Origin of the sequence: Roseococcus thiosulfatophilus (genome assembly GCF_017311575.1) — a bacterium.
GTDB lineage: Bacteria > Pseudomonadota > Alphaproteobacteria > Acetobacterales > Acetobacteraceae > Roseococcus > Roseococcus thiosulfatophilus.
This window is the reverse complement of the sequence record NZ_JAFFQY010000051.1, coordinates 1-855: the sequence shown is the minus strand read 5'-3', so window position 1 is coordinate 855 and position 855 is coordinate 1. Positions and strand designations below refer to the sequence as shown.

At 71.3% G+C, this 855-nt stretch carries 1 protein-coding gene; it reads left to right on the top strand.

Annotated features, from left to right (window positions below):
- Positions 1-74: 74 nt before the first annotated feature.
- Positions 75-855, top strand: a 781-nt coding sequence (locus JTN19_RS14515) for an IS5 family transposase (RefSeq protein ID WP_206934106.1), incomplete at its 3' end; no start/stop codon positions are given.

Genomic DNA, 855 nt, shown 5'->3' with positions numbered 1-855 from the left:
GGACGCCTCGAAAAACCCCTGGTGCTGACGGCTGCGTGCTGATTCGCTGCTGCTGGTGACGGCGGGAGGGGCGGGTGGCGGGACAGGCTGGGTTCTTCGACGCGGAGGAGCGGCTGCGCTGGCTGTCGGCGTCTGGCGATCCGCTGGAACGGCTGCGCGCCGTGGTGGACTTCGAGGCGTTCCGCGCGGAGTTGGAGGCGGCGCTGCCGCGGGCGGACCGCAGCCGCGGGGGGCGCCCGCCCTGGGATGCGGTGCTGATGTTCCGCGTCCTGGTGCTGCAAGCCCTCTACACGCTGTCTGACGACCAGGCCGAGTACCAGCTGCGCGACCGCTTGAGCTTCATGCGCTTCGCGGGCCTGGCGCTGCAGGACGCGGTACCCGACGCCAAGACGATCTGGCTCTACCGCGAGCAGCTGACGCGCGCGGGCGCCCTGGCGAAGCTGTTCGCGCGGTTCGACGCGATGCTGGCCGAGCGCGGCTTCCTCGCCATGGGCGGGCAGATCGTCAATGCCACCGTGGTCGAGGCCCGTCGGCCCCGGCTGACCAAGGACGAGAAGGCGGTACTGCGCGACGGCGGCACGCCCGCGGACTGGTCGAAGGCGCGCACCCGGCAGATCGACCGCGACGGCCGCTGGACGCTCAAGCGGGGCCGCAAGGCGAGACCGCCCGAGGGAAGTACCCCGCGCCAGGCCGTGGCCGAGATCGCGGTGCCGATGTTCGGCTACAAGAACCACCTCGGCATTGATCGTGCCCATGGGTTCATTCGTCGCTTCGTCGTCACCGACGCGGCGCGGCACGACGGCGCCCAACTCGGTGCCGTGTTGGATCCAGGCAATACGGGCGGCGGCGTGTGGG